Genomic DNA, 2,952 nt, shown 5'->3' on the forward strand with positions numbered 1-2,952 from the left:
GGGCGTCGGCGCGACCAGCCCGGCGGACTACGACTACCAGGGCGGCTTCGCCTCGGCCCTGATGCTCAAGGATCTGGGCCTTGCCATTGATGGGGCGCATGACGCCCAAGCCAAGGTTCCCCTCGGCGAGCACGCGCTGGAAATCTACAAGGCCTTCGTCGAAGCGGGCAATGGCGGCAAGGACTTCGGCGCGATCTTCACCACGCTCTGAGGCACCCACACCTTCCCCGAGGAAACTCCAGCAGAAAGCGATTCAGCGATGAACATTCACGAATATCAGGCCAAGGAACTGCTTGCTAAATATGGCGTGGGTATCCCCGCCGGTATCCCCGCGCTCACCGTCGAAGAGGCCGTTGCCGCCGCCAAGCAGCTTCCCGGACCGCTCTATGTCGTGAAGGCCCAGATCCACGCCGGCGGGCGCGGCAAGGGCAAGTTCAAGGAACTCGGCCCCGACGCCAAGGGTGGCGTGCGTCTCGCCAAATCGATCGAAGAGGTCGAGGAATGCGCCAAGGAAATGCTCGGCAACACCCTCGTCACCATCCAGACCGGTGAAGCCGGCAAGCAGGTGAACCGCCTCTACGTGACCGATGGCGTCGACATTGCCAAGGAATACTACTTCTCGATGCTCGTCGACCGCGCCAGCGGTCGCGTCGCCATGATCGCCTCGACCGAAGGCGGCATGGACATCGAGGAAGTCGCCCACTCGACTCCGGAAAAGATCACCACCGTCACGATCGATCCGGCCGAAGGCTTCCAGCCGCACCACGGCCGCGCCGTCGCTTTCGCGCTCAAGCTGACGGGCGACCTCAACAAGCAGGCCCAGAAGCTCGCCAAGCAGGTCTACGAAGCCTTCATCGCCCTCGACTGCGACATGCTCGAGATCAACCCGCTGGTCGAAAGCGCCGACGGCAAGCTGCTCGTGCTCGACACCAAGATGAGTTTCGATTCGAACTCGCTCTACCGCCACCCCGACGTGGCCGAGCTGCGCGACGAGACCGAGGAAGATCCGGCCGAGATCGAAGCCAGCAAGTACGACCTCGCCTACATCAAGCTCGATGGCGACATCGGCTGCATGGTGAACGGCGCCGGCCTCGCCATGGCGACCATGGACATCATCAAGCTCAACGGCTCCTTCCCCGCCAACTTCCTCGACGTGGGCGGCGGCGCCAACAAGGAGAAGGTGACGGCCGCGTTCAAGATCATCCTCGGCGATCCCAACGTGAAGGGCATCCTCGTGAACATCTTCGGCGGCATCATGAAGTGCGACGTCATTGCCGAGGGCATCGTTGCCGCGGCCAAGGACGTGAACCTCTCGGTTCCGCTGGTGGTTCGCCTCGAAGGCACCAACGTCCAGCAGGGCAAGGACATCCTCGCAAATTCCGGCCTCGCCATCGTTCCGGCAAACGACCTGGGCGACGCCGCGCAGAAGATCGTCGCCGAAGTGCAGAAGGTCGCCTGAGCGGCGCTGCCCGATACAGTTTCCCCATTCAGCAAGGCAAGATCCCATGTCCATTCTCGTCGACAAGAATACCAAGGTCATCACCCAGGGGATGACCGGCAAGACCGGCAGCTTCCACACCGAAACCGCACTCGCTTACGGTACCAAGATGGTTGGCGGCGTGACGCCGGGCCGCGGCGGCACCGAGCACCTCGGCCTGCCCCAGTTCAACACCGTGCATGAAGCCAAGGCCGCGACCGGCGCCACCGCTTCGTGCGTCTACGTGCCGCCGGCCGGTGCCGCCGACGCCATCCTCGAGGCAATCGACGCCGAGATGGAACTGATCATCTGCATCACCGAGGGCATTCCCGTCCTCGACATGATCCCGGTGAAGCGCGCGCTGACCGGTTCGAAGTCGCGCCTGATCGGTCCGAACTGCCCCGGCGTGCTGACGCCGAACGAGTGCAAGATCGGCATCATGCCCGGCAACATCTTCTCGAAGGGTTCGGTCGGCGTCGTCTCGCGCTCGGGCACGCTCACTTATGAAGCCGTGTTCCAGACCACCAACGCGGGCCTCGGCCAGACCACGGCTGTCGGCATCGGCGGTGACCCGGTCAACGGCACCAACTTTATCGACGTGCTCGAACTCTTCCTTGCCGACGACGAGACCAAGTCGATCATCATGATCGGCGAAATCGGCGGCAGCGCCGAAGAAGAAGCCGCGCAGTTCCTGAAGGACGAAGCCAAGCGCGGCCGCAGCAAGCCGATGGCCGGCTTCATCGCGGGCCGCACGGCGCCTCCGGGCCGCCGCATGGGCCACGCCGGTGCCATCGTCTCGGGCGGCCAGGGCGGCGCCGAAGACAAGATCGCGGCGATGGAAGAGGCGGGCATCCGCGTCTCCCCCTCGCCATCGCTGCTCGGCGAAACGCTGCTGCACGCGCTCAAAGAAACCGTCTGATCGCCCTGACTTTCGGGGTTCCCAAGTGGGAAAATGCACTCGGAGATCACTTCAAGCAGCTTTTTTGCGTTGATCTGAAATTTTAAGCCCACTCAAACGACTGAACTCCGCCCTCCCCTTTGTAAAAAGGAAGAGGGCGGAGTTTTCTATAATATTAATTGACGCAGAAGCTCAACAAGCCAAGTCCCGCGCGGCCATGCATTACACTGGTGCCGCATGGCCCCAATCACTTGTCTCCTTGAGTAGCCCCTAGTTTTCTAGACGCCTTCCGCTTTTAAAATCTGCTGTCGTTCGAACTCGACGGGCGACAGCATCCCGTTCCTGACTTGCTTGCGCACCGGGTTGTATAACATCTCGATGTAATCGACACGTCCTGCCGGGCCTCCTCGCGGGTTTTGTAATTCCGGCGCCGGATGCGCTCGCGCTTGAGCGATGAGAAGAAGCTGGAGCCCCGCAAAAACCGGTAGCGTTTTGGCGGGTATGATGATTCATTGAAGGGGCGCGATCACGGAGGCCATTCATGGATCCCAAGTCCCTGTTCAGTTTGAGCGATCAC

General features: G+C 62.0%; 3 protein-coding genes and 1 pseudogene. 3 read left to right on the plus strand and 1 reads right to left on the minus strand.

Annotated elements, in window-relative coordinates; translation table 11 throughout:
• The 3 genes from IEX64_RS23920 to sucD all read left to right on the plus strand — a co-directional run.
• Window positions 1-211: NAD-binding protein (locus IEX64_RS23920; protein ID WP_188823943.1), on the plus strand; the 211-nt coding region annotated here is incomplete at its 5' end.
• 48 nt (window positions 212-259) lie between these two features.
• A complete protein-coding gene (gene sucC / locus IEX64_RS23925; protein ID WP_188823945.1) occupies window positions 260-1,459 on the plus strand; it encodes an ADP-forming succinate--CoA ligase subunit beta in 1,200 nt (399 codons plus the stop codon).
• Window positions 1,460-1,505: 46 nt separating this feature from the next.
• Window positions 1,506-2,396: a succinate--CoA ligase subunit alpha gene (gene sucD / locus IEX64_RS23930; RefSeq protein WP_188823947.1), complete on the plus strand. Its 891-nt coding sequence runs from the start codon at window positions 1,506-1,508 to the stop codon at window positions 2,394-2,396.
• A 257-nt stretch (window positions 2,397-2,653) separates the two neighbouring features.
• On the opposite strand, the pseudogene IEX64_RS23935 reads toward sucD, so the two are convergent.
• Window positions 2,654-2,841 (minus strand): annotated as a pseudogene (locus IEX64_RS23935) (IS3 family transposase); the annotation flags it as partial.
• Window positions 2,842-2,952 lie beyond the last annotated feature (111 nt).

Source organism: Novosphingobium indicum (genome assembly GCF_014645195.1).
GTDB classification, from domain to species: domain Bacteria; phylum Pseudomonadota; class Alphaproteobacteria; order Sphingomonadales; family Sphingomonadaceae; genus Novosphingobium; species Novosphingobium indicum.